Raw genomic sequence first — 25,372 nt, forward strand, 5'->3', positions numbered from 1 at the left:
GCCTGACGCGGCATGGGTGCGGCTCCCGGGCGGGGCGATCGGACCCGCCGCGGGTATCGTCGCGTCGACTCAGCTCGCTTTCCAGACGCGGTTCATCGGACGGTTACGTCGTCGGCACTCCCGGCGAGCCCGGCGACACCGTTGACCTCGTAGGGTGCTCAACGCCTTTCGGCGTCATCGTCGTCGGCACCCGGCGAGCCCGGCGACACCGTTGACCTCGTAGGGTGCTCAACGCCTTTCGGCGTCATCGTCGTCGGCACGCCCCGAGGGGGGCGCTTCGTCATCGGTGACAAGGTGTGCTCAACGCCTTTCGGCGTCATCGTCGTCGGCACAACGCGATCAGGACGAGATCGCGGCCTGGCTGCGAGGTGCTCAACGCCTTTCGGCGTCATCGTCGTCGGCACCCGCGAACAGATTCGGTGGCTCGGGCTCGCCGCTCTGTGCTCAACGCCTTTCGGCGTCATCGTCGTCGGCACAGAAGCCGCCGAACCCGACGTTGACTCGCAAGTCGTGCTCAACGCCTTTCGGCGTCATCGTCGTCGGCACCCGGAACCGGCCGATCTTCGTCTCGGCGAAGGAGTGTGCTCAACGCCTTTCGGCGTCATCGTCGTCGGCACCTTGGATCCCGCCCTTCGCATACCCGCCGAATCCGAGGTGCTCAACGCCTTTCGGCGTCATCGTCGTCGGCACCCGGCGGCACGCCGGGGATCGACCACGCCGAATTGGTGCTCAACGCCTTTCGGCGTCATCGTCGTCGGCACCGATCGTGACCCCGAGGGATGGGTTCGCCTTTGCCCAGTGCTCAACGCCTTTCGGCGTCATCGTCGTCGGCACCCGTATGACGCCGACGCGCCGGCGGTCCTCGTGTGTGCTCAACGCCTTTCGGCGTCATCGTCGTCGGCACTCGCGAGCGGCCCGATCCTTCACCGAGGAGCGCAGGTGCTCAACGCCTTTCGGCGTCATCGTCGTCGGCACATCGGCCGTCATCGCCGCGTTGAACTGCGCCGCGAGTGCTCAACGCCTTTCGGCGTCATCGTCGTCGGCACTCGGTCATCGGTAGTCCCCTTTCTTCGGGTTGATCGGTGCTCAACGCCTTTCGGCGTCATCGTCGTCGGCACGGCCTTGATCGGCCATGAGACGGATTTCGTCGGCAATGTGCTCAACGCCTTTCGGCGTCATCGTCGTCGGCACACGCTGCGGCGAAGATTGTGCCTCACATTGAGGCGGGTGCTCAACGCCTTTCGGCGTCATCGTCGTCGGCACGTGCCTCCGGCGCTTCCGGGAACTCCGGGAACACGTGCTCAACGCCTTTCGGCGTCATCGTCGTCGGCACCCCGTGGACCGCGACGACCGGACCCGACGGATCGGGTGCTCAACGCCTTTCGGCGTCATCGTCGTCGGCACATCCGCAGCGGCAGTTGCTCGACGCTCTGGCGAGGTGCTCAACGCCTTTCGGCGTCATCGTCGTCGGCACCGACCGCATCGAGCCCTGGCCCAACCACGCCGGCACGTGCTCAACGCCTTTCGGCGTCATCGTCGTCGGCACATCCGGTTTTGTTCGCTTTGCTTCGGGTCGGTTATCGTGCTCAACGCCTTTCGGCGTCATCGTCGTCGGCACCGCTGCTTCGGGGTCGTCTTGCTCCACGCAGCCCAGTGCTCAACGCCTTTCGGCGTCATCGTCGTCGGCACGCGGGGAGTACGTCCTCTGCCCGGCCGGCAACCAGTGCTCAACGCCTTTCGGCGTCATCGTCGTCGGCACGCCCTGGCCCTGGGCACCGCTGACCTCCACGCCCTGATGTGCTCAACGCCTTTCGGCGTCATCGTCGTCGGCACGGACGCTCGACCCGTCGTAGACCAGTGTGGCGTCGGTGTGCTCAACGCCTTTCGGCGTCATCGTCGTCGGCACGACCGCCAGTTCGGGCGGTGGCGGTGGCGGGGAGTAGTGCTCAACGCCTTTCGGCGTCATCGTCGTCGGCACGCCGCCTCGCTGCGGTGCGTACCGCCGGTCCTCAGGTGTGCTCAACGCCTTTCGGCGTCATCGTCGTCGGCACATCTGACCGTCGCTAGCTAGTTCGCCAGCGTTGCTAGTGCTCAACGCCTTTCGGCGTCATCGTCGTCGGCACGATCTGGGAGGCGCCCGCACCTTCGGGACGCCGCGTGCTCAACGCCTTTCGGCGTCATCGTCGTCGGCACCCCTGGCCCGGCATCGGCGAAACTCCTCTGGCCGGGTGCTCAACGCCTTTCGGCGTCATCGTCGTCGGCACCCGACGTAATCGGCCGTCATCGCCGCGTTGAACTGGTGCTCAACGCCTTTCGGCGTCATCGTCGTCGGCACGAGCCCCAGTGCTGGCCGTTGCACCAGAGATCGAGGTGCTCAACGCCTTTCGGCGTCATCGTCGTCGGCACTCCTGGTATGGGGCGGCGTGAGGACGGCGACCCAGGGTGCTCAACGCCTTTCGGCGTCATCGTCGTCGGCACGGGGCAGGCCATCAGGCGGTGGGTCAGGTACTTGTTGTGTGCTCAACGCCTTTCGGCGTCATCGTCGTCGGCACGCATGCGCGTTGGTTGCGGAGTGCGATCGTTGGTTCATGTGCTCAACGCCTTTCGGCGTCATCGTCGTCGGCACGCCTAATCTGGGAGGCGCCCGCACCTTCGGGACGCCGCGTGCTCAACGCCTTTCGGCGTCATCGTCGTCGGCACAAGCGATCGCGTCGCACGCGCACACCACCATGACGGGTGCTCAACGCCTTTCGGCGTCATCGTCGTCGGCACGGGCGTGTCACCTAGTCGGAGCGCCGACTCCGCCGAGTGCTCAACGCCTTTCGGCGTCATCGTCGTCGGCACGCCGTTCGCGACGTTCACCGCATCCAACCGGATCTGTGCTCAACGCCTTTCGGCGTCATCGTCGTCGGCACATAAAACGCTGAAGGTTCCCGAGCCCGGCGCAGTCGTGCTCAACGCCTTTCGGCGTCATCGTCGTCGGCACGCCGCCAGACCGACCCCGAAGAGGGCGGGGGAGATGTGCTCAACGCCTTTCGGCGTCATCGTCGTCGGCACACCCCGCCGGGCCGCCAGCTCAGCCCGACACTCGTGTGCTCAACGCCTTTCGGCGTCATCGTCGTCGGCACCGGCGAGGGGACGGTCACCCTCTACACGGTGGGGGAGTGCTCAACGCCTTTCGGCGTCATCGTCGTCGGCACACCCCGACGACGGCGAGTTCCATGCGCTCGTCTTGTGCTCAACGCCTTTCGGCGTCATCGTCGTCGGCACCGGAACCTCAACGTTCCGCGAACCGGAACGGTGAGTGCTCAACGCCTTTCGGCGTCATCGTCGTCGGCACGGCAGAGCGGCGGGAGCGGAATGGCGGTGGCGGTCGGTGCTCAACGCCTTTCGGCGTCATCGTCGTCGGCACCGCCGGCAACGGCGTCCCCGGCGGCGTCGCCGGGAAGTGCTCAACGCCTTTCGGCGTCATCGTCGTCGGCACGCCGCCTACCGCAAGGCCCGCGCCGTCAACCAGCGGTGCTCAACGCCTTTCGGCGTCATCGTCGTCGGCACCGGCGACACGGTCGGCTACACCGATTACGACTGCAGTGCTCAACGCCTTTCGGCGTCATCGTCGTCGGCACGCAAGTCGCCGAACTGGTCGGGGGAGAGGTGGTAGTGCTCAACGCCTTTCGGCGTCATCGTCGTCGGCACGGACGCCGGCGTACTCAGGAGCGCCGGGATTCTCGGTGCTCAACGCCTTTCGGCGTCATCGTCGTCGGCACCAGGCGGAGTTGCCGGTCTTTCCTAATGTCGGAGGGTGCTCAACGCCTTTCGGCGTCATCGTCGTCGGCACGGCCCGGGATTTCTCCCGGGCCGCTCGCCGATCAGTGTGCTCAACGCCTTTCGGCGTCATCGTCGTCGGCACGTCCCACTTCTTCACCTTTTCGGGATTGCGCTCGTGTGCTCAACGCCTTTCGGCGTCATCGTCGTCGGCACAGGGGAGCGAGCGGTACTGGAGCGTGATCGCGATGTGCTCAACGCCTTTCGGCGTCATCGTCGTCGGCACAGTAAGCGTCTCGATACAGCATCAGCACGACGTCCGGTGCTCAACGCCTTTCGGCGTCATCGTCGTCGGCACCGGAGCGTCCGAGGGCATCCCGGCGAAGTATCGGCCGAGTGCTCAACGCCTTTCGGCGTCATCGTCGTCGGCACACGCTCCCGGATGTATGCTCGGACGTGGCCAAGCGGTGCTCAACGCCTTTCGGCGTCATCGTCGTCGGCACGCCCGCTGCTGGGCCGCCTCGGCCTCCCGGACGCCGACGTGCTCAACGCCTTTCGGCGTCATCGTCGTCGGCACGGGACGACCGGGCGGCGCTGGCCTGGGGCTGCTCGGCGTGCTCAACGCCTTTCGGCGTCATCGTCGTCGGCACCCGGGCTTGACCTTCGCATGGAACTCCGCCTTGTCCACGTGCTCAACGCCTTTCGGCGTCATCGTCGTCGGCACAGGCTCGGTCGCCACCGATGTCGCTCCCAACCTATGAGTGCTCAACGCCTTTCGGCGTCATCGTCGTCGGCACTCGCTCGGGCCGGGGCGTTGAGCACGATCGTCCGGAGTGCTCAACGCCTTTCGGCGTCATCGTCGTCGGCACCAGCTCGCCCGCCTCGCTGACAGCAACACGGATCGTCGTGCTCAACGCCTTTCGGCGTCATCGTCGTCGGCACTCCCGCCGCAACTCCTCTGGCGTCGGAGGCGCAGGGTGCTCAACGCCTTTCGGCGTCATCGTCGTCGGCACGCGGGCGGCGGAGGGGTCAGGCCCGCCGGCCGAAGTGTGCTCAACGCCTTTCGGCGTCATCGTCGTCGGCACACCCGAGGCGTGCGCGAAGCGGTTGTGCAAGGATGTGCTCAACGCCTTTCGGCGTCATCGTCGTCGGCACCTCTGCCGGTGTGTAGATCCGCTCTGACTCGACTCGGTGCTCAACGCCTTTCGGCGTCATCGTCGTCGGCACGGCGCGCGACGAGCTCCGCAAGGCGCTCCCGGAATTGTGCTCAACGCCTTTCGGCGTCATCGTCGTCGGCACTCGGTCAGCAGGCGTCGATCTATCGGCGGCCCCTGTGTGCTCAACGCCTTTCGGCGTCATCGTCGTCGGCACGCGGGCGGTGGAGGTGGCTCAGGCCCGGCGGCCGGAGTGTGCTCAACGCCTTTCGGCGTCATCGTCGTCGGCACCGCCGGGCCCCGATCAGGTCGCCGGGCAGATGCGATCGTGCTCAACGCCTTTCGGCGTCATCGTCGTCGGCACGTCCGGCGTGAACCGGACGAGCCCGTCACGCTCGGGTGCTCAACGCCTTTCGGCGTCATCGTCGTCGGCACGACCGCCGACGGGAGCACGGCCGCCGTGTGGAGCGGTGCTCAACGCCTTTCGGCGTCATCGTCGTCGGCACCGGCGGCCTGGGTCCGGGCGCTGGTCGAGCGCAAGGCGGTGCTCAACGCCTTTCGGCGTCATCGTCGTCGGCACGCTGATCGGAGCGGGCGTCACGTGATCCGGAAGGTGTGCTCAACGCCTTTCGGCGTCATCGTCGTCGGCACATGCCGGCCGCCTTGGTCTTGCCGGCGCCGGTGCCGGGTGCTCAACGCCTTTCGGCGTCATCGTCGTCGGCACCCCGCGATCTGCCAGCGAGTAAGGGGCGTCGAGTTGTGCTCAACGCCTTTCGGCGTCATCGTCGTCGGCACTCGCTCGGCCGGCGCCAACCACTCCGCAGCAAGCAGTGCTCAACGCCTTTCGGCGTCATCGTCGTCGGCACCCCCTCACCCCGGAGGATCGATCGGTCATACTGCGCGTGCTCAACGCCTTTCGGCGTCATCGTCGTCGGCACTCGTCAGGCGGAGATTGCGTATGACCGTGCGTACCAGGTGCTCAACGCCTTTCGGCGTCATCGTCGTCGGCACGTCCGGGTCGGGTCCTTCTGCTGCACCTTGCGGGGTGCTCAACGCCTTTCGGCGTCATCGTCGTCGGCACCCGGCCAAGGCATAGGAGCCTGCCTCCGCGTCGAGGGTGTGCTCAACGCCTTTCGGCGTCATCGTCGTCGGCACCGGCCGTCGATGTCGCCTACGGGGCCCAAATCCAAGAGTGCTCAACGCCTTTCGGCGTCATCGTCGTCGGCACCAGACGAACCGTCGGTGCCCATAGACCAGCGACCAGTGCTCAACGCCTTTCGGCGTCATCGTCGTCGGCACCGTCAGCGTCCCGGCCCGATCCGGCCGGGTCGAGGTGTGCTCAACGCCTTTCGGCGTCATCGTCGTCGGCACCAGAGCGGCGAGGCCAACCGAGCCGTGATCAGCGGTGCTCAACGCCTTTCGGCGTCATCGTCGTCGGCACGCTGACACAGGTGGCCACCGGCTCGTGTCGTCCTGGTGCTCAACGCCTTTCGGCGTCATCGTCGTCGGCACCCCCCATCCGTTGCAGGAGTTGGTTGAGGAGAAAGTGCTCAACGCCTTTCGGCGTCATCGTCGTCGGCACGAGCGGATCGCCCAGCGGATCCAGGGCTTGATCTCGTGCTCAACGCCTTTCGGCGTCATCGTCGTCGGCACGTCAGGCCGCCAGTGGAGGGCACTGCCGGCGCGTGTGCTCAACGCCTTTCGGCGTCATCGTCGTCGGCACCGTCGGGGAGCTGGCCGCGATCGAGGAGTGGCAAGTGCTCAACGCCTTTCGGCGTCATCGTCGTCGGCACGACCGTGTTACGGGTGGCGAGGAGTTTGTCCAGCCCGTGGTGCTCAACGCCTTTCGGCGTCATCGTCGTCGGCACTCCCAGCCGACCGGCAGCTCGCCGGAGTCCAGGAGTGCTCAACGCCTTTCGGCGTCATCGTCGTCGGCACCGACGCCCTTCAAGGCGGGCGGCCAGTCGTTCGCGTGTGCTCAACGCCTTTCGGCGTCATCGTCGTCGGCACCCGCTAACCCCCGGAGTGCCATCATGCTCCCCTACCTGTGCTCAACGCCTTTCGGCGTCATCGTCGTCGGCACCCCCGTCCATCCTTCCTACGCCATGCTTGGGGGTGGGGTGCTCAACGCCTTTCGGCGTCATCGTCGTCGGCACCACTGCGACGCGAACCACCGTTCAACCTCGCTGGCCAGTGCTCAACGCCTTTCGGCGTCATCGTCGTCGGCACGCGTCCGACCCCGGTGCTTGCCGAAGGGCAAGGTGTGCTCAACGCCTTTCGGCGTCATCGTCGTCGGCACAGGACTTGGTCCAGGTGTTGGAGATCACGATCTTGGTGCTCAACGCCTTTCGGCGTCATCGTCGTCGGCACCCGGGCAAGAGGGATTCACCCTCGCGGATCCGGAGGTGCTCAACGCCTTTCGGCGTCATCGTCGTCGGCACGAACCCGAGGCCCCTCGACCGGAGGGCGATCGAGGTGCTCAACGCCTTTCGGCGTCATCGTCGTCGGCACGTCTCCCGACGTCGCGGGCGTCCGGGTCACTCCGGCGAGTGCTCAACGCCTTTCGGCGTCATCGTCGTCGGCACCCCACCCTCCTTGTCGAAAGTATGCATTTAAGCATAGTGCTCAACGCCTTTCGGCGTCATCGTCGTCGGCACAAAGATCGTTTTTCACAACATGGAATTCGGCTCCATGTGCTCAACGCCTTTCGGCGTCATCGTCGTCGGCACCCCCGAGCATCCACATGACGGGCATTGCTGGCCCTTGGTGCTCAACGCCTTTCGGCGTCATCGTCGTCGGCACATGCCAGGGGTCAGAGGGGGAGTGGGTTGCGAGCGAGTGCTCAACGCCTTTCGGCGTCATCGTCGTCGGCACTTCGACCGCCACCGGACTGCCCGGGAGATGCTCCGGTGCTCAACGCCTTTCGGCGTCATCGTCGTCGGCACGCGGCCGACTCGGGGGGGTAGACGATCTTCAGCGCGTGCTCAACGCCTTTCGGCGTCATCGTCGTCGGCACCGAGGATGTAGAGCACGGGGCCCCATTCGGCGATGGTGCTCAACGCCTTTCGGCGTCATCGTCGTCGGCACGGCCGGGGACCGTGGCACGGCGGCGGCCGGGTACGTGCTCAACGCCTTTCGGCGTCATCGTCGTCGGCACGCCTGTTACTAACTGTAGTGATCGCTTGGGGTAGCGGCAAGCGTTTTCAAGGATTTCGGGAGGTCGCCCCTTGGGTCGTCGAGATTGCCGCGATCGGGGGAGGGGGGGCGGGGCCGAAGTGGTTTCATGGAAACCACTTAAAGCAAAGCAAGCATCGTCCTGGTTGCCAAAGAGCTGGAACTTCATGATTGAGAACGGGTTGTGTCACGCCTGCGGGTTGGGACCGGACGACGATCGGGAATGCATGATCGGCGGTTGGACGTGGTCAGAGGATGCGATGGGGCTCGGGACCCGCCGGCCAGTCCGGCGCCTTGAGGGAGGAATGGGTCGTCTGCATCCCGCCGACGCAGCGGGAGCAGAGGGGGATCATCAGCAGGTCGTCGTCCGGGGCGAGCACCTCGGTCAACTCCCAGCGTAATCGCTGCATCCCGGCCGGTGTCAGCCAGCAGCGGAAGACCGAATGCTGCAATCGCTGCCCCGCTCCCTCCAGCACTCCGGCGCAGCGCCGGAGCCGGGCCGGGTCGTGGACATCGTAGCAAACCAGCCACCAGCGGGCATCGCTCATGTCATCCGTCTCCCGGGCTAGCGCAGGCGCATCCGGGCGAACAGGCCGGGCTCGCCGCTCCACTCCTTCTCCAGCAGGCGGGCCTCGAGCTCCAGCGTCCGGGCGTAGGAGAGCGAGTAGCCGAGGACCGGGTGCTTCCACTGCTCGTCGAGCCGGGCCTCGAACAGGCCGATCGCCTTGCGGCGGCCAGCATCCGAGAGCCAGACCTTGGCCCTGGTCGCGACGAAGTCGGCATCGGGGTCCCACTGGCCGCGGTTGAGCGAGCCGATCAGGGGCATGTCCCAGAGCGGCACGCGGAACAGCTCCATCAGGTCCAGCACGAGCGGATAGGCGGCGCTGCGCGGGGTGTGGAAGAACCCGAGCGACGGCTCCAGCCCCGAGGCGAGGACGGCCCGCATCACGGCGGCGTGCAGCAGGCCGTAGCCGAAGCCGAGCAGGGCGTTGAAGCGGTCCAGCGGGGGCCGACGCGACCGGGAGGAGTACCGCAGTGTGTCGGGGACCGAAGGTCCGAGCAGCCGTCCCAGGGCGCGGAAGTAGGCCGCGGCGGCCGAGCCCTCGAAGCCGCGGAGCGCGTCGCGGGAGTCGGCGGCGTCGAGCGAGGAGAGGGCCGATCGGATGAGGACCAGCTCCGGGAGCATGGCCTGACGGGCGGGCTCGTCGCCTCGGGTCGCTCGGAGCAGGTAGCGATGCTGGCCCTCGATCTTGGCCCGGGCCAGCGCGCGGGCCAGGCGCAGGCAGGTCTCTTCGTCGGCCAGGGCGCGGTACTGGCGGACCCGGCGCTGGACCTGCCCGGCGGTGGCCGTCAGGCTGGCGACGTGGCGTCCGGAGGTCGAGAGCCAGTGGACCGGGATGCCGAGGTCGGCGCAGAGGGCCAGGGCCTGGGTCGTCGCCTGGGCGTGGCCGTGGAGCAAAAGGCTGTCGATCTCGCGGATGGGATGCCTGGTCGACGGCTCGCCGTCGGGAGGCGTGACGACCAGAGTCTCGCCGGAACGGCCGACGCGGGCGCCGGCGGTCAGCACGTGCAGGCTGGTGCCGTCACGATCTGGCGGGAAGAGACGGACCGCCTCGCGGTGGGGATCACCCGAGGCGCGCGCCTCCTCGGGCAGGCAGACCGGGGCCAGCGAGCACCGGACGCAAAGCCGCTCGTTCTCGGCCACCGGGGGCCGCTCGGTCGACTCCCGGAGCCTCCTGGCCTCGGCGACCGCCTCGGCCAGGTCCCTCTTCGCCAGGTCGGTGATCGGGATTCGCACGGTCACGTTGTTGGCATGGTAGCGGATCCGCCCTTCGGAGACGTGCTGTCCCGTGGCCGCCTCGATGAGAACGGCGTAGGCGATCACCTGGAGCCGGTCGGAGGGCCAGGCGGTGTGGGTTCCCCCCTCGTGCCGGGAACGGCCTCGCTTGTGCTCGTAGGGAATGAGCGACCCATCCCGTCTCCGCACCGCGTCGACCTTGCCGACAAGCCCCAGCGCGCGGTCCTCCAGCTCGAGCTGCGTCCGATCTCCCTCCTCGTCGGCCTCCAGCGAGGCATGCAGCTCGCGACCGGCGTAGATCACGGCGTTGGGGGCCTGGAGGCCCTCGACCTCGGTCAGGTAGAACAACCGGCGGCAATAGCCAAGGTCGTGGAGCGAGATGACCCGCAGCGGCGGGTCGTGGGTCCCGGCGATCATGGCAATCCTTTCTTCTTCGAGGTTCTGACGGGAGCCGGCTCAGGCGGCGGTTCGATCGCGGTCCAGGCGTCATCGGGGATCGACTCGCCCGCCGGCTCGGCAGGGGCGAACAGGTCGGACCGGGTCCGGGACATATCCCGGCGGTCGATCCAGGTGGTCAGCCTCGTGGAATGGGGGACCGCCCCGACATGGGACCGGACGCGACAGTACCAGAGAGCGGTTCTGGGTTCTTCGCAGATCTCGATCTTGTCGATCAGAAAGGCGTTGTCCCCGAGGAAGGGCAGGCCATACGTGCGCCGCGACTGCGGCGCATCTCGATCCAGCGCTCGCCGGATGCGGCCTTCGACATCCGGGTATTCCTCAGTCTCGTCGAAGTCGAGGGCGACGATGGCGCGGAGGTCGGAGAGAAATTCGCGACGAACTGGCGTGATATTGTATTTGTTCCCTTTGGCATCCTCCTTCCGCGCCTTGCCGGAAGCCCCGACAGGATAGTTGTGGAGCTGCTGGTAGATCGTGTGAACCGTCGGGTATGGGCCTCGGGGGTTGTCGGGGTCGGCTCCCAGGGCGATCCGTGCCCGGGGGAGGCCGAATGCGGTGACGGTCATGGCCGAGCCATCGTCTCGCCGGGTTTCGATCCCGGCGAGGTTCAGGGCCAGACCGTAGGCGGCCGACGGGGTGAGAAACCCTGCCGTCGGCCGATACCAGCCGGCGGTGAAGGTGCGGAAGGCCGCGAACGGCGCCTGGACGTAGAGGCGGAGCATGGTCGTCACGCCCCCTTCGCTGGGAACGCCGTCTCACCGACCGTGGCCAGGAGCCGTCGCGGGTCGCGGTCGAGAGTCACGCCCTTCTCGGTGAGTGCCTTGATCGCCTGGTCCGGCATGTCTTTGACAATCTTGCCGCCAAGGTAGAATTCCCGCTCCTTCCCCTGGAAATCCCCCTTCGTGAGAATCGCGTCCACGACCTCCGGGAAATTCCCAGCCGAGTCAAATCCGTAGGTGTCATATCCGGCGACAAGCTGATCGGTGAGCCGCACAACGATGCTCGCAGGGGCCATCTCGAAGTAGCTGCGAGCGTGGTTGCCGGCGACGTTGTTCAGTTCGCCGATGGCTCGGAGCAGGGCCTTGGTCCAGTCAGGCTTGGCCTTGCAATCGTCGAGGTTCAGGGCGAAGGGATACTGAAATGCCGTCAGGACCGTCTCGCGATGGAGCAGCGCCGAAGTCTTGGCATTCCTCCAAGGGCTGTCCTCGGAGGTCAGCGGTGACTGGGTGAACACGGCGTTATTGCGGAACGGTTCGATCCCGCGTGCCAGATTCATCCGCAGGACCGAGTCACGTTTGAATCGGAACGCCGATACATCACGACCCGATTTCTTGATGGCATCAAGGATGCCCTTGCGGTCCTTCCCGGTGGCGGCGACGAGGTAGCCGAAGAAGAAGTCGTCGGCGTACGTATCGGGGTCGGGGTAGTCAGCAAACCTGACCGCCAATTGCTCCTCGTCGTTGAGCCGAGTCCGGTTGCAGGTCAGGCCGTAAGCGGCCAATGTCTCGCGCAGGGCATTCCGCATCGACTCGGGCGAGATGATCGGGTACTCGAACCGGCCATAGGTGATCTTCTGGATCACCGCGCGGTTCTCCTCGCTCTCGCCACGATAGTTGGCCGACGGGGCAGGATAGGTCATGACGGTGGCAAAGAGGTTCATGAGAGTCTCCCTTTGGCTTCGACGTCCCGGGGGCGAACGTTGAACGAGGTGGCAGAGACGGCGATCATGGCGATGGCCTTGACGTCTTCCCACGAGAGGCCCGGACGGGCCACCGGATTGGGTTCCGGCCTGGTCATCAATGTGCGGATGAGGAACTGGTAGTCGTCCTTCGGAAGGTACTGGGCGACCGAGCAGATCGAGCCGGCGAAGTATTCCACGAAGTCCTGATCGTGGCGCGACCGCATCGCCAAAAAAGCGTCGGAGCAGACGCGCTGCTGGGCCTCGCGGAATTCGGGCGGATAGATGGGCCGTTCCTTGCCGCTGACGATCTTCTTGGGGAAGTCCTTGGCCTTCTTCCCGGTCTTGACCTCGGCCCGACTCTTGACGTACTCGTTGACCAACCGCTGAATGATGACGGCCAAATGCTGAAGGCGTTCGTCATTACTCATCTCATCAATCCTCATGTCATACACCTCCTCATAGGAGTTACGGAGAAGCTCCCGGGCGTCCCGACCGAAACGGGGAAGGAACCGGGGCGTGTCGTCTCCCTCGATAAAGAACCACGCGGGGTACTCGGCGAACAGTTCGATCATCCTGGCGGTCCAGGGCTCATCCTGGACCAGGGCTCGCATCAGCGTGGCCCGGAACAGCGGATGACGATAGTCTCTCACGATCCGCTGATATCGCTCGACGAGGCGGGGGCGGTCGACGACGCGATCGAACAACAGCATTTTGATATTGTTTCTATTCTTTTGCATGTGGTATGACTCGACGGCCCGGACGCTGTGACCCCATTCCGCCGACCAGGCTTTGTCGGCCCCCGTCGTCCGGATCAGTCCACGCGCTGAATCTCCCGTCGCGGATCGGTGCAGAGCCCGGCCCGCCCGCCGCTCGGCGGCCTCCTCTCCGGTTTCCGACTTCAGGTGACGCAGGACTTCCAAGCCGGCCTGGGCGGGAAGATCGATGCGAGCCTGGGCCGGCAATCGTCCGCCGGTGTCGGTGGCGAGATTGGAGAGGATGGCAGGAAACGCGACACGGAACTCGCGGAGGTCCGCGACATCGGGGATCGCCAGGACATAGCCAGCACGTTCGACCTTCGCGTCCTTCTTGTTCACCACCTGGGGAATGAAAGTCAGCACGACCACTTGCCAGAAGTGCAGGAGCAAATTGTGGTCGACACGCCCAGAGAACGGGACGGTCTCAGCGTTGACCGCCTGAGCCCCGAGCAACAAGGCACCGGAGATCGGATCCGTCTTGAGCAGGCCCTTCGCCTGCCCTTCCTGAAAGTCGAGGACCGCCGCCCAGGCCGCCGCCCCCTCGCCGCAGTGACCCGAGTTCGCCACTTGCTCGAAAGGGGCTCGCGAACGGACGTTGTTGCCGCCCCGGGGTATCTCCCAAACCATCTGCCGCCACAGATCCAGCCACGGCTTCCGATCCGGCTCGAGATGGCGGGCCAGGCAGGGGGCCTGAGGTTGCACAACGTCGTAGGCGAATCCGCGGGTCTTCGTCACCTCGCCCGTCTTCGGGTTTGGCTTCTCGATGACGTGCTCGCCGGGCTTTGGATCGACGCCCGCCCATTTACTGGGGACGACGACCTCAACCAGCTTCGCGGCATACAGATCGTCGAAGACGCCCTGCATCGATTCTCGGGTGAACGTAATCCGGGCCGAGGTGGCGGTCAGGCTCGCCTCGTCGATCTCCGGGATGAGCCTTGGGTCACGGCGGTTGCCCTCCGGTCCCATGGAGTCAATCTGGAGGATCAGCCCGGCCAGGCCGGCGCGGTGTTGCGCCGTGGGAAGATCGTGGAGATCGAAGGTCAGGGTGATCCGCTCGGGTGGTGGTTTCTTAGCCATTGTGCTTGGCTCCCTGGTCGGGGCGCTTCCGGTCGTCGAAGCCGATCCGTGGTTCGTAGCGAGTCCCGTCGGCAATCCAGAGCCAGCGGGGGAGACGTGACGCCTCGGGGTTCACCGGCCTGGCGAGGTGGCGCGGGGCGGGGACGACGAAGCCGTCGATGGGTTGCTTCGCGGCGATCGCGGCGAGCACCTTCGATTCGTCGATGTCGAGGATGCTCGGTACAGAGTATTCATCCGTCTCACGGAATGACTCGACTCGTCCCACGGCGAAGGGGCCACTGTCGAGGAACGGGCAGAGCTTGCTCGGCTCGACCTGGCCTGGATCCAGCTCCTGATAGGTCCGATCCAGTTCGGCTTGCGAGACGTCGCGGCCGGCAACCCTGTCCACGAAGCACGCCGCAAGGGCCAGTTCCTCTTTCTCGTAGGGTTTCTCCCGCCCGGCCTCCGGCCTGAGGACGTAAACGCGCCCCGGAGGTTGCTTCCGCATCCGGGACGGGTCGCGGTTGCAGCGGCCCATCCGCTGGATCAGGGAAGCGATCGGCGCCAGTTCGGTGACGAGGATCTCCGCGTCGAGATCCAGAGACATCTCGCAGACCTGGGTCGTCGCCCCAAGCAACCCGCGGGGCCTGGCGTCGTCCTTGACAGCGTCCTGGAATGCCCCAATCAGCTCCTTGTGCCGAGCTTGGCGATGCGCGAGCTTGAACCGACTATGGTAACAGTAGCAGGAGACGGCAGTTCCGAATGGATCGACGTAGCCGTCTCCCGTGTCGAAGTCATTGAATGTGTCCTGGCAGTCGCTCACCCGGTTGGATACCCAAAGCACTCGTCGTCGCTTCTCGAGCTCTTCGGCGATAAGCTTCCGGGCCTGGTCCCGCTCGATCCATTCGATGTGATAACGGGGGTACTCCGAGTCGTGGTCTGACTTGGCGTGAGTGTCCTCGACGAACTCAACCAGGCCGCAGTGATCCACCAGGTCCTTCCGCCGGGATTCCGGGAGCGTGGCCGTCATGCACAGCACCGGGATCTCCGGAAACTCACGGAGGAACCGTTTGAGGGTCGCGAACATCGACCTGTCAAAGCTATGAACCTCATCGACGACCAGGACCGACTCGGCCAGCACGGGCAGCGTGCAGAGCGGGCCGTAGGCGTACTGCATGAACGGGAAGAACTGGTCGGCGGTCGCTGAGAAGATTCGCTTACCCCAACACCCGATCGCGAAGAGCCGGGGGTCGGTCGCATAGCTCGCCCGGTCGTGGCGGGCGTCGTCGGGGTTGGAGAACATTCCCTGCAGTTCGTAGGCGGCCGTGCCGCTTAACAGCGCGGCCTCGGCCTCCGGGGCCCAGGAGACGTAGTCGCGGAACCCTTCCGTTGCCGTGGCCCGCGTGGGGTAGAGGAACACGACGCGAGCCGCTGGCCGTTCGTCGAGCCGGGCCGTGATCCAGTTCCAGGCCGCCAGCGTCTTTCCCGCCCCGCACGAGGCCGTCATCAGAACCCGGGGCCCGAGCGTCGCCAGCGTACACTGAAAGGGCTTGAATCCGCCCCGGCCCCGAAAGGACTCGCCCCGCGACTCGTCCCATCGCCCTCGCCCCCGGAGGTCGGCGATCCGACGCTCCACGACCTCTCGCCAAACGAAGTCCCCCGTCAGCTCCTCCGCGAAGCAGTTTCTGATCCAGCGAACCAGCACGCCGCGGACGTCCTCATCCCCATCGCGATCCATCCGGACTGATGCCGAACCGGCAGCATCGGCGACGATCAGCGCCGCGCGGACGGCCGCAATCCACCGCCGCCGATCCCGCTCCTGGTCGTCAAAGAGTTCGCTCCTCGCCCTCCTGAGGATTGTCGAGATGGCCCGGCTTCTTGCTTCGATGTCCGATTCCTTCCAGCGGGTCCTCCGCGGCGTAGGGGTCAGAGGTAATGCGGAGCAAGGTGCTCCAACCTCGGCCTCGATCAGCCGGCAGATTGCCAGGTAATCCTCGTGATCGGTTCGGATCCGCACAGTCCCCTTCGTGCCCAGTAGTGGAGATTCGATGGACTGCTCGCTGGCCTTCACATGATGCGAGATCACCGCCGCCAGGATGACGACCTCGTCGAGCCCCTGACGGCGCAGCCAGTCCAGCACCGACGGCTCCGCGAGCAGCAGCCCGCTCAGGTGCTCGTGGCGGAGGACCTGACCCGCCGCATGATCGTCGGCGCCCACTTCCCCCTGGAACCCTTGGTTCGCCTTGCCCCAGTCATGCGCCGCGGCAGCGACGCGGAGATGCTTGCGAAACCGTTCGAATTCTGACCCGTTGATTCCGAAGAATTGGAGCCAAGACCGCCCCAGCCGGGTCGGCCCGCCGGGGCCTCCGAAAAGGGCGTTGGCAGCCGTCAGCACCAACTCCGTATGTCCGACGAGCGTACGTGCCAGGTCGGTCCCTTCGCCCGACTTCGCCATGAGCGGACGATCATTCATCGCCTTACCCCCGAGAAGACCGCGAGACCGGAATCGGAACCCGGAACCGGTCCTCTCACACCGGGGCCGGCTCCGGGCGGCTTGGAGCGAGGGGGACAAACACTCCGCAGCCCATCCGGCGCCGGCTGCCCAAGCCGTGCTCCTGGAGCCGCAACGAGTCCTCGGCGGTCAGCCCGGAGACCGAGACGGCGTAGCCGACGATCCGCTTCCCCTTGATCCGGATCACCTTGCGCGATGGCTGGCCTGGTCGATCCGGGTCGGGGGAGGGAAGAAACCCCAACTCGCCCTCGACTCCCAGCCCCGCCAGTTGCGAGCGCAGGCTCGTGGCGACCTCCTCGGGCTCGATCAGCCGGCCGATCGTCACGAGCCGAGACGACAGTCGAGACGCCGCCCGCAGCGGCTCGACCCGGGGTACGCCCACCGCCAGGCGAGAGCCGTCCAGGTCGAGCGTCCGGCCGGCGATCTTCAGGTAGCGTCCGATCTCCTCTGACGGCAGCCGGATCCTCAGGCGGGACTGCGGGACCAGTGTCAGCCGCCTCGGCTCGGTCCGGATCCCCCGGATCGGGTGCACGCCGATGCGGCGGTCGCCGTGCAGCTCGGGCACGAGGCGGCTCAGCGCCCCAAACAGGGCGTAGCCGTAGTCCAGCGGGATGGTCGCGGGCTGGAGGGCGAAGGCGAGGTCCACGATCGGCATCGTCATACCTCCGAAGATCGGGGGTCCGTAGGCATCGAGAGGATCAAGAGCGAGCACGGCGGTGGCGACGGGGGCCCGGCGGGGACCGATAGTTCGTCAGGGTCCGCTCCAGAGCGGCTTGGATCCGCTCTCGCAGCTCGGGAGGTTCGAGCGCCTCGCAGTCCGGGCCCCACGAGAGAACCCAGCGCTCGACCTCGCGCAGGTGGCCCAGCTCCATCGCCAGCACCAGCTCGTTGTCGGTGCGATGCTCGGCGACCTGGCTCGGGTGCCAGACCCGCTCGGCGACGTACCGGGCGGCCGAGCCGGTGAAGCGCAGTCGGACCCGGTACACTTCGCCGGGGCCGCCGCGCAGGACGGCCAGCGAACCGGCCAGGTACTCCTCGATCCGGAAGCCCTCCGGCGGAGCGAAGGTCTCTTCGGTAACTTCCAGCGCCCGGATCCGGCCCGGGGCGAACATCCGGATCTCTCCCCGAAGGTGGCAATGGCCCACGAGGTACCAGGAGCCGTCCACCTGGGCCAGGTGGTAGGGATCGATCGCGCGTTGGGACCGGCCGGACGTCGCCGAATCGTAGTCCAGGACCACCCGACGCCGGTGCAGGACCGCGCCGGTCAGGTTTCGGAAGAGGGCCGGGTCGAAGGGGGCCTCGGCCGTCGCCCGAACCGAGAAGGCGGCTCCCAGTTCGCCCAGGTCGATCGTCACCGCCTCCCCCAGAGCCGCGGTCATCTTGCGGAAGGCCCGCTCCAGGTCCGGGCCGTAGGGAGTTCCCCCCCACTGCCGGAGCACTCGCTCGGCCAGGAAGATCGCCACCAGTTCCCCCTCGGTCAGGGTCCAGAAGGGAAGGCGGTACGTCGGGTCGGTGTAGCGGTAGCCGCGCCGCCGGGCGTCGTAGGCCAGCGGCGCCCCGAGCCGGTCGCGCATGAAGTCGATGTCGCGCTGGATCGTCCGGGGAGAGAGTTCCATGCGCTCGGCCACCGAACCGGCGTTGGGGTATTGCCCCGCCCGGATGGCCCGGTCCAGCTCGGCGATCCGCTCCAGGGGTGGACGGGTGGCGTGACGCACGTCGACTCGCCTCCGTGTCTCAATGGAAGCATGGTCCACTCGTGGCGTGAGACAGTCTAACCGTGGTGGTATGACAACGATAGTCGCAGCACCGGTTTCGTTTCGTCTTGCCTCGTCTCGACTCGACTCGACTCGTCATTCCGCCCCGCTCGGCCGGAGGAATGAGCGGCGACCGACCGGGAAGGCGACCACGGGCAGGCGACCCCATCGAGGCATCCCCACGGGGCGATCCCGGGAGTGATCGCGTTCCGGGATGGCCGCTGGCCAGTCGAGCCGGGGGGCTGAGGCCGGTGCTCGAAGGCGAAGGCTTCGACCCCCCCGAACCTTCCGGGGGGGGTTGTCTGTCGGGGCGAGGCCTGGGATGGTGGGGACCCGACTCGGATCGAGCGAAGTTCGAGCAGCAGGAGACAGGAGGGGACGATGGGCTTTCGACCGATGGCGGGAGTGGCGGTGGTCCTGGGGGTGTCGGTCGCCTCGGCGGCGGGGCTCCCCGAGCGGCCGAACATCATCCTCTGCATGGCCGATGACCAGGGATACGGCGACGTGGGGTATTCCGGCAATCCGGTCCCCCACACGCCGACCCTCGACGCGATGGCCGCCTCTGGTTTGCGGCTCGATCGGTTCCTCGCGGCGGCACCCGTCTGCTCGCCGACCCGGGGGAGCGTCATGACCGGCCGGCACCCCAACCGCTTCGGGTGTTTCCAATGGGGCTATGAACTCCGGCCCGAGGAGGTGACCATCGCCGAGGTGCTCCGGGACGCCGGCTACGCGACCGGCCATTTCGGCAAGTGGCACCTGGGATCGGTTCGCCAGGGGGGCTCGAACAACCCCGGGGACTCGGGGTTCGAGACCTGGCTCTCGGCCCCCAACTTCTACGACAACAACCCGATCCTGAGCCGGGAAGGGACCGCTGTCCCCCTGGAAGGCGAGAGCTCGATGGTGGCCATGAACGCGGCGATCGACTTCATCGACCGGTCCCTGGAGCAGGACCGACCCTTCCTGGCGGTCGTCTGGTTCGGGTCCCCCCACAATCCCCACGAGGCGACCGAGGAGACGATGGAGCCGTACGAGGACCTCCCTCCGGGGCTCCGGCACTACTACGGGGAAATCACCGGCATCGACCGGGCGATGGGCACGCTCCGCACCGCGCTCCGGGATCGGGGGATCGCCGGCAACACGCTCGTCTGGTACACCAGCGACAACGGCCCTCAAGGTGGCCGCAACGGGCTCGGCTCGGCCGGCGGCCTGCGGGGCCGCAAGGGGACGGTCTACCAGGGCGGCCTCCAGGTGCCGACGATCATCGAGTGGCCGGAGGCCATCCCCGAGCCCCGGTCCAGCGATCTGATCTGCGGGTCGGTCGACATCCTGCCAACCGTGCTGGAACTGGCCGGTGTAGCGTACCCGCAGCCGGGCCGGCCGCTGGACGGGATCAGCCTCGTGCCCCTGATCGAGGGGACCATGGCGGCCCGCCCGAAGCCGATGGGCTTCTGGGACTACCCGGCCCCCGGTCGATCGACACCCAGCGCCGCCATCATGGCCGCCCACTTCGAGGCCCAGGAGGCCGGCCAGCCGCTCCCGCCCGAGCTTCCTCCCGAACCGACCGGGCCCGAGGAGCGGCTGATCGCCGCCTTCGAGGCCGGCGAGGAGCTGCCCGGTCACTCGGCCTGGATCGACGGCCGGCACAAGCTGCACCGCATCCCCGGCGAAGCCGGCCGGATCGCCTTCGAGCTGTATGACCTCGACGCCGACCCGGCCGAGTCGACCGACCTGTCCACCGTCGAGCCGGGCCGCGTCGCCGAGCTGGCCGGGGCGCTGGCCGCTTGGCAAGCCTCGGTCGTCCGGAGCCTCCGGGGCGACGACAATCGGACCAGGGACGGGCGATGACGCGACGGGAGGGCGGCCCCCCGAAGCCGCTCACCGTGAGTGGCGATGGCGACGAGAACCGCACCGCCGGGCTTTCCGAATCGCGTCGGCGCAGGGCGCCAGGAGGACAACGGCGCCGAGGGAGTGGCAGGGGCCTCGTGCCGACGCATCGGGCGTCGGCCCGGTTGAAGGAGGCCGCCGCCATCCCCCGATCCCTCCGTTCGGCCCCGCACCTCGACCCCGGATCGCATCGGCGGCTTCCCTCGATGCTCCACCGCCCGCCGTACAGGCCGAGAATCCCTGGAATCTCCGGTGATCGGTCGGTCGAGCCGCCAAACTCGCCGAGGAGCGTCCCGAACCCATCGCGGCCGAGGACTGAGCGGGGCCGCACGGGTCCCTTACCCCCTTGAACCAGCCACCCGCACCGAGGTCACCCTCGATGAACCGCGTTCCACCGCCGTACCGGGCGACGGTCGGCCGACACCACCGGGCCCCCTCCGCGGGCCGTCGCGGCGCCGGCAGGCGATCCCCCAAGGCCCTCGGGCCCTCGAGTGGCCCTTGACTCCTCGACCGCCGTCCGAATAATCAAGGTGCGGTCGGTTCTCGACTTCGCTCATTGAAACGGGGGCGATCCAGGTTCGACCGGATTGCTGAGGTGTCTGGCTGCATGCCGAGGTTGGTCGGCTGGCCTCGTAAAAAGCCGATCGAAACCATAACTGCCAACAACAACGTTGGTTCCTACAGCCTCGCCGCCTGACCGCGGTTGAGCTGCGTCGCGCCGGGGCTTCGCCCGTGGGCCTCGGCCGGCGACGACACAGCGGGCTCGTCCGATCCAAACCGCCCGTTGCGGATCGGATTAAACTCATGATGGGCTAAGCCGAAGGAAACCCTGTCGTTCGGGGATCCCAGGCCGACAACAAAAAGAACGACTACGCATGTAGACGCCTTCACCGACGGATCTCGGGACGCGGGTGCAATTCCCGCCGCCTCCACTACTTACGTCGATTGCCACCTCGTGACACTCGGCGTCAGCAGACGACGAAACCCCTTCCCCGGAAGGGGTTTCGTCGTTTTCCGGCCCGTCCTCGCCGTCGGCCTCGCTGCCAACCGCCTTCACCTCGCGACTCCCGACGTCGCCCGGAATGCAGTCTCTGTGCGGTCTATCGGGGCTTGCTGATGCCTTGGTGCGAGGAAGCCCGGCCAGCGCCTCGGACTGATCCTCGATCCCGCTGTGGGTGTACTTGGCCGTCTGCCGGATGTCGGCGTGGCGGGCCAGCTCCTTCGCTTCCATGATCGACGCACCGGACCGAACGAGCCCGATGATGTGGGTGTGCCGCCTCGCCGCGTGGAAATCGGCCAGCCCCTCGTGGGTCTCGTAGGGAATCCCGGCCCGCTCAAGGTCCTTCCGGACCATCGTGGAGGTCTTCCGACGGGCGAGCTTCGGGAAGAGCGGCTCATCCGGTTCGAGGCCAGCGAACCACTCACGCATCGACACGCCCGACGCTCGGAGACGTTCAGCACCCGGCGGACCCGCTCCACCGCCTGACGCCTCCGGGTCGGGCCGATCAGTTTCCCCGGAGGGCCTCCTGCAGGATCGCCTTGTCGAGCGTCAGGTCGGCGACCAGGGCCTTGAGGCGGGCGTTCTCCTTCTCCAGGTCCTTCAGCCGCTTCATCTCGTCGGCCTTCATGCCGCCGTACTGGTTCCGCCACCGGTCGTAGGTGTTCTCGGCCACGCCGAGCTTTTTGCGGATCTCTGGCACCGAGACGCCGTTGGCCAGGTCGGCATCGGCCTCCCGCAGCGTGCGGATGATCTGCTCGGGCGAAGGGCGGTTCCGCTTCATCTGAGTCCTCCTGTCCTCACGGGCGAGAATGACTCTCAAATCGGCTGGACCAGGATTCGGGGAGCAGGCCACCCCCGACCGTAAGCGTCCCTCGCCTGGATCGCGGGGTCGGCGCCCAGGAGACTGCCCGAGTTCATGGGGGAAGACGCTCTTGGCGCAGGACGGGAACATCAGTGACCTCGGCGCGAGCGCCGGCCCCCGGCGATCACCGCCGGCGAGCATCCCTTCGAGGCTGGTGAGGTCCCGGCCCCCCTTGAGCGTTCCTGGGGCGTCGGCGTGGCAGGTGAAGCACCTCGCCTCGAACAGGGGAGGACCTCGACCAAGCAGAGTCGCCCCTCCTCCTGGAGATCGCCCGGGAGATCCTCAGGTGCTCCCCGCCGAGAGCCCGCCCGGTCCTCGTACCCTTGATCGTCGGGAGGAAGCGCCTCCCGAACTGGAGGGGGACCGAGGCCGCCCTCGGCCCGCTCCGACGCGACCCGGGACCGGGGCAGGGGGGTGATCCGGGATCAGGCGATGACGTCCCGAACCACCTCGCCGTAAAGATCGGTGAGCCGGAAGTCTCGGCCTGAGTAGCGGTAGGTCAAGCGGGTGTGGTCCAGCCCCATCAGGTGCAGGATCGTCGCGTGGAAGTCGTGGACGTGCACCGGGTTCTCGGCCGGAGCGTCGCCGTACTCGTCGGAGACGCCGTAGCTGGACCCGCCCTTCACGCCGCCGCCCGCGAGGAAGCAGGTGAAGCACCGGTTGTGGTGCCCCCGGCCCCTCGGGGTGAGGTCCTGCCAGGGAGTGCGACCGAACTCCGAGCAGCCGACGATCAGCGTCTCATCGAGCAGCCCCCGCCTCCTCAGGTCGGCCACCAGGCCGGCGATCGGCCGGTCGATGTTCCGGGACAGAGCGCGGTGATCCTCGATGGTGTTGTGGCTGTCCCAGTTCGTGTTCGATCCCACGTCGAACAGCTCGACCACCCGGACTCCCCGCTCCACCAGCCTCCTCGCCGTCAGGCACTGGGCGCCGAAGGAGGCCGGGTCGCCGTCCTCGGCGCCGTACAGGGTCAGCGTCTCGGCCGACTCGCTCGAGAGGTCGAATGCCTCGGGGGCCTCGCGCATCAGACCGGAGGCGGTGTCGAACGTCGCCATGCGGGAGGCGAGTAGGTCGTCGCCGTCCCGGGCCGACAGGTGGGCCTCGTTCAGGTCGCGGAGCATCAGCGCCTCCAGCTCCCGGAGCGAGGCCGATTCGACCGGGCTCTGCACGTCGGGCATCGGCTCGGGGCCGGGCACCACCCGCACTCCCTTGTGATACGACGGCAAAAAGTTCGAATCCCACACCTGGAACCCGTTGTACGGTTCCTTCGCCGCAAGCACGACGAACGACGGCAGGTTCGTGTTCCTCGTCCCCAGGCCGAAGCTCACCCAGGAGCCGATGCTCGGCATCGGGATCGTCACCGACCCGGTGTGCATCCCCAGCGTGGCGGCCGAGTGCCCGGCCGAGTCGCCGTGCACCGTGTGCAGGAAGCAGAACTCGTCGACCACGCCGCCGACGTGCTCGAACAGCTCGCTGACCATCTTCCCGCACTCCCCCCGGGGGCGGAAGGCGTAGGGAGAGGCGAGCACCTTGTGGCGGCCGACCTCCTTGTCGTGGTCGGCCTGGAGCTTCGGCTTGTAGTCGAAGGTGTCCAGGTGCGAGAACCCGCCGGTCATGAAGAAAATGATCAGATGCTTCGCCTTGCTCGGGAAGTGCCCCGGCCTCGGCGCCAGCGGGTGGCCCCCGTTGGCGGCCGCGGCGATCGACAGGCGGCGATACATCCCCAGCCCGCCCGCGGTGGCGAAGGCCGAGGCACGCCGGAGCAGCGCCCGGCGGTTCATCGGTCCGGCGGCCATGGTGCGGTCTCCGTCTCTCGGCCTTCGTTCAATCCACGTAAAAGAATTCGTTCGAGGCGAAGACGGCTCGGGTCAGCGCCGACCACGCCTCGAGTTCGAGCGCGTCGTCCCCCTCGCACCCCTCGGAGGCGAGCCGGCTGGAATACGTCGCCAGGAACCGTTCCGCCCTCGACCGCTCCGACCCCGACGGCTCCCGGCCGAAGGCCGACAGGTACGCCAGGCGGAGCCGCGCCCCTGGGTCCGGCTCCGCCGCGATCAGGCGGTCGGCGAACCGCGAGGCCTGGTCGTGCACGAACGGGTTGTTCAGCAGGTAAAGCGCCTGCAAGGCCACCGTCGAGCTGTCCCGAGAGGCGGTCGACATGCTCGTGTCCGGGCCGTTGAACAGCGAGAGGTAGGGGTGCGGGTGCAGCCGCTGCACCATCAGGTAGACGCTCCGGTGCTCCGACGGGTACAGCGCCTTGAACTGGTGGTGCGCCGTGTACCGCCACTGCTCCACGTCCGGGAACGGGTGCGGCCCCGGCCGGCCGAGCCGGAGGTTCCCGCCCAGCGCCAGCAGTCTGTCCCGCAGCGCCTCGGCGTCGAGGGGACGGCGATCGAACCGCCAGTACCGGGCGTTCCCGGTGTCGACCTCCGCGTTGGCCGTGTCGATCCGAGAGGAGAGCTGATAGGTTGCCGACGTCATGATCTTCCGATGCATCGCCTTGATCGACCAGCCCGAGGCGACGAAGTCGGCGGCCAGCCATTCCAGCAGGTCGGGGTGGGTCGGCGGCGTCCCCCGGAGGCCGAAGTCGGAGGGGGTGGCGACGATCGGCTTGCCGAAGTGGTGCTGCCAGATCCGGTTGACCATCACCCGGGCGGTCAGGGCCTGGGGGGGCCCCTCGGTCAGCCACCGGGCCATCGCCAGCCGCCCGCTGCCCGTCTCGGGCAGCGCGATGACCCCGCTCGGGTCGAGCGCCCTGGGCACTCCCCGGGGGATCTCGTCTCCCAGGTCGCTCGGGTCGCCCCCCTTCTGGAGCCTCACGTCGGTCGGTTCGCCGTCCCGCACGGCGTAAGCCTTGGGGACCAGCGCCTCCGGACCCTCCTCCTCGAGCCGCGCGATCTCCGCCCGGATCCGATCCGCCTTCCTCCCCAGCGACCGACTCGCCTGGTCCAGCTCCTCCCGGACCCGTCCCGCCCGGTCCCCGACCCCGACGAACTCCTCGACGGCCAGCGCCAGGCCGAGGTCGCCAGCGCTCGATTCCGCCTCCTCCTCCACCTCGGCGAGGTCGGATCGGAGTCGTCCGATCGTCTCCGCAAGCTGGCCCTCGAACTCCGAGAGCCGAGCCGGCGGCACCAGCGGAGCGAACTCGCTGGGGCGGTGGTCCTCCTCGGCGCCGGCGAAGGGGAACTTCGTGCCGGCGAAGAAGCCGTAGAGGGCGTAATAGTCCCGGGCCGAGATCGGGTCGAACTTGTGGTCGTGGCAGCGGGCGCAGCGGAGCGACAGGCCGAGCACCACCTGGCCGGTCGTGTTCAGCGTATCCTCGATGATCTGGTGGATGTCCTCCAGCTTCCTTGTGCCGAACCGCTTCGACTGCGCGATGAACCCCGTGGCGATCACCCGAGGGTGTGACCGACGAATGATGTGGTTCGCGGCCCCTCCGGACTCGCTTACGCCGCCACCGGGTATCCCTCCCGGCTGAGCCTGCCCCAGAACTGCTCCCAGCGACCCGTCGTGTACGTCAACGCTCT

Annotated in this window: 12 protein-coding genes, 1 other RNA gene, 2 pseudogenes and 1 CRISPR repeat array; of the genes and pseudogenes, 2 read left to right on the forward strand and 13 right to left on the reverse strand. The window is 67.3% G+C overall.

All coding sequences use genetic code 11. The annotated features are described in order from the left end of the window. Positions 1 to 154 precede the first annotated feature (154 nt). A CRISPR array of direct repeats spans positions 155 to 8,076; the repeat unit is 36 nt; unit sequence GTGCTCAACGCCTTTCGGCGTCATCGTCGTCGGCAC. Between the two features lie 265 nt (positions 8,077 to 8,341). The 8 genes from cas2 to TsocGM_RS23835 are packed head-to-tail and all read right to left on the reverse strand — an operon-like array spanning position 8,342 to position 18,066. Further along, a complete protein-coding gene (gene cas2 / locus TsocGM_RS23800) occupies positions 8,342 to 8,641 on the reverse strand; it encodes a CRISPR-associated endonuclease Cas2 (RefSeq protein ID WP_126727960.1) in 300 nt (99 codons plus the stop codon). Between the two features lie 17 nt (positions 8,642 to 8,658). Continuing rightward, on the reverse strand, positions 8,659 to 10,308 hold the full coding sequence (locus tag TsocGM_RS23805) for a type I-MYXAN CRISPR-associated endonuclease Cas4/Cas1 (protein ID WP_126727961.1): 1,650 nt from the start codon (positions 10,306 to 10,308) through the stop codon (positions 8,659 to 8,661). Then, on the reverse strand, positions 10,305 to 11,069 hold the full coding sequence (gene cas5 / locus TsocGM_RS23810) for a type I-MYXAN CRISPR-associated protein Cas5/Cmx5/DevS (RefSeq protein WP_233579158.1): 765 nt from the start codon (positions 11,067 to 11,069) through the stop codon (positions 10,305 to 10,307). The genes TsocGM_RS23805 and cas5 overlap by 4 nt, the downstream gene beginning before the upstream one ends. 5 nt (positions 11,070 to 11,074) lie before the next feature. Beyond that, positions 11,075 to 12,007 carry a type I-B CRISPR-associated protein Cas7/Cst2/DevR gene (locus tag TsocGM_RS23815; RefSeq protein WP_126727963.1) on the reverse strand — a complete coding sequence of 311 codons (933 nt, stop codon included), beginning with the start codon at positions 12,005 to 12,007 and terminating at the stop codon, positions 11,075 to 11,077. Continuing rightward, complete coding sequence (cmx8, locus tag TsocGM_RS23820; RefSeq protein ID WP_126727964.1) at positions 12,004 to 13,860, reverse strand: type I-MYXAN CRISPR-associated protein Cmx8; 1,857 nt, start codon at positions 13,858 to 13,860, stop codon at positions 12,004 to 12,006. The genes TsocGM_RS23815 and cmx8 overlap by 4 nt, the downstream gene beginning before the upstream one ends. After that, positions 13,853 to 16,312: a CRISPR-associated helicase Cas3' gene (gene cas3, locus TsocGM_RS23825; RefSeq protein WP_126727965.1), complete on the reverse strand. Its 2,460-nt coding sequence runs from the start codon at positions 16,310 to 16,312 to the stop codon at positions 13,853 to 13,855. Before cas3 ends, cmx8 begins: the two co-directional genes overlap by 8 nt. Positions 16,313 to 16,367: 55 nt before the next feature. After that, positions 16,368 to 17,006, reverse strand: a complete 639-nt coding sequence (gene cas6 / locus TsocGM_RS23830; RefSeq protein WP_126727966.1) for a type I-MYXAN CRISPR-associated protein Cas6/Cmx6 — start codon at positions 17,004 to 17,006, stop codon at positions 16,368 to 16,370. 43 nt (positions 17,007 to 17,049) lie between these two features. Beyond that, on the reverse strand, positions 17,050 to 18,066 hold the full coding sequence (locus tag TsocGM_RS23835) for a helix-turn-helix transcriptional regulator (protein WP_126727967.1): 1,017 nt from the start codon (positions 18,064 to 18,066) through the stop codon (positions 17,050 to 17,052). Between the two features lie 420 nt (positions 18,067 to 18,486). Between TsocGM_RS23835 and TsocGM_RS23840 the strand changes: the two genes are divergently transcribed. Continuing rightward, a complete protein-coding gene (locus TsocGM_RS23840) occupies positions 18,487 to 19,950 on the forward strand; it encodes a sulfatase-like hydrolase/transferase (RefSeq protein ID WP_126727969.1) in 1,464 nt (487 codons plus the stop codon). Positions 19,951 to 20,552: 602 nt separating this feature from the next. Further along, positions 20,553 to 20,924: a transfer-messenger RNA gene (ssrA, locus tag TsocGM_RS23845) on the forward strand. 245 nt (positions 20,925 to 21,169) lie between these two features. Here ssrA and TsocGM_RS28030 read toward each other — a convergent pair. The 5 genes and pseudogenes from TsocGM_RS28030 to TsocGM_RS23865 all read right to left on the reverse strand — a co-directional run. Then, a pseudogene (locus TsocGM_RS28030) lies at positions 21,170 to 21,418 on the reverse strand (hypothetical protein); the annotation flags it as partial. A 76-nt stretch (positions 21,419 to 21,494) separates the two neighbouring features. Then, positions 21,495 to 21,770, reverse strand: a complete 276-nt coding sequence (locus tag TsocGM_RS26340; protein ID WP_158633739.1) for a transposase — start codon at positions 21,768 to 21,770, stop codon at positions 21,495 to 21,497. A 192-nt stretch (positions 21,771 to 21,962) separates the two neighbouring features. Next, positions 21,963 to 22,097, reverse strand: a pseudogene (locus TsocGM_RS28035) (c-type cytochrome domain-containing protein); the annotation flags it as partial. A gap of 179 nt (positions 22,098 to 22,276) precedes the next feature. After that, positions 22,277 to 23,644 (reverse strand): DUF1501 domain-containing protein, encoded by a 1,368-nt coding sequence (locus TsocGM_RS23860; RefSeq protein ID WP_126727972.1) that lies wholly within the window; start codon positions 23,642 to 23,644, stop codon positions 22,277 to 22,279. Positions 23,645 to 23,672: 28 nt separating this feature from the next. After that, positions 23,673 to 25,241, reverse strand: a complete 1,569-nt coding sequence (locus TsocGM_RS23865) for a DUF1553 domain-containing protein (protein ID WP_233579156.1) — start codon at positions 25,239 to 25,241, stop codon at positions 23,673 to 23,675. Positions 25,242 to 25,372 lie beyond the last annotated feature (131 nt).

Source organism: Tautonia sociabilis, assembly GCF_003977685.1.
GTDB lineage: Bacteria > Planctomycetota > Planctomycetia > Isosphaerales > Isosphaeraceae > Tautonia > Tautonia sociabilis.

Excerpts from the sequence above, each read along its gene's own strand:
- cas5 (WP_233579158.1), bottom strand. The coding sequence starts at position 11,069 with ATGCTCCGCCTCTACGTCCAGGCGCCGTTCGCGGCCTTCCGCACCTTC.
- TsocGM_RS23840 (WP_126727969.1), top strand. The coding sequence starts at position 18,487 with ATGGGCTTTCGACCGATGGCGGGAGTGGCGGTGGTCCTGGGGGTGTCG.
- TsocGM_RS26340 (WP_158633739.1), bottom strand. The coding sequence starts at position 21,770 with ATGAAGCGGAACCGCCCTTCGCCCGAGCAGATCATCCGCACGCTGCGG.
- TsocGM_RS23815 (WP_126727963.1), bottom strand. The coding sequence starts at position 12,007 with ATGAACCTCTTTGCCACCGTCATGACCTATCCTGCCCCGTCGGCCAAC.
- TsocGM_RS23805 (WP_126727961.1), bottom strand. The coding sequence starts at position 10,308 with ATGATCGCCGGGACCCACGACCCGCCGCTGCGGGTCATCTCGCTCCAC.
- TsocGM_RS23860 (WP_126727972.1), bottom strand. The coding sequence starts at position 23,644 with ATGGCCGCCGGACCGATGAACCGCCGGGCGCTGCTCCGGCGTGCCTCG.
- cas2 (WP_126727960.1), bottom strand. The coding sequence starts at position 8,641 with ATGAGCGATGCCCGCTGGTGGCTGGTTTGCTACGATGTCCACGACCCG.
- cmx8 (WP_126727964.1), bottom strand. The coding sequence starts at position 13,860 with ATGGCTAAGAAACCACCACCCGAGCGGATCACCCTGACCTTCGATCTC.
- cas6 (WP_126727966.1), bottom strand. The coding sequence starts at position 17,006 with ATGCCGATCGTGGACCTCGCCTTCGCCCTCCAGCCCGCGACCATCCCG.
- cas3 (WP_126727965.1), bottom strand. The coding sequence starts at position 16,312 with ATGAATGATCGTCCGCTCATGGCGAAGTCGGGCGAAGGGACCGACCTG.